This window comes from Pseudomonas sp. 43(2021) (assembly GCF_017490805.1).
GTDB lineage: Bacteria > Pseudomonadota > Gammaproteobacteria > Pseudomonadales > Pseudomonadaceae > Aquipseudomonas.
The window spans coordinates 1-550 of the sequence record NZ_JAFGYJ010000220.1; the positions used below are offsets into that span (position 1 = coordinate 1).

The 550-nt window shown below is 56.7% G+C and carries 1 protein-coding gene; it reads left to right on the top strand.

The annotated features are described in order from the left end of the window. The coding region (locus J5M71_RS26855; protein WP_279382385.1) for an imelysin family protein at positions 1-484 on the top strand (484 nt) is incomplete at its 5' end. Positions 485-550: the final 66 nt, after the last annotated feature.

Genomic DNA, 550 nt, shown 5'->3' on the forward strand with positions numbered 1-550 from the left:
TCACCGGATCGAATATTCGTTGTTCGCGGAGAAATCCACCCAAGGCCTGGACGCATTGGCCGACGGTTTGAACAAAGACGTGCAGGATCTGCAAACCCGTGTGGCCGGTCTGACCTTCCCGCCGGAAAAAGTCGTTGGCGGCGCTGCTGCGCTGTTGGAAGAAGTGGCGGCGACGAAGATTTCCGGCGAGGAAGACCGCTACAGCCACACTGACCTGTATGACTTCCAGGGCAATATCGACGGCGCCAAGAAGATCGTCGACTTGTTCCGCCCGCAGATCGAACAGCAGGACAAGGCGTTCGTAGCGAAAGTCGACAAGAACCTCGCCACGGTCGACAGGATTCTGGCCAAGTACAAGAATGCGGATGGCGGATTTGAGACCTATGACAAGGTCAAGGACAACGACCGCAAAGCGCTGGTCGGGCCGGTGAATACACTGGCAGAGGATTTGTCGATGATGCGCGGGAAGTTGGGTCTGAATTAAATCTTCAGCGCCTCATCGCGGGCAAGCCCGCTCCCACAGGTTTCCAGGTGTGCATAGGCTTTGTGA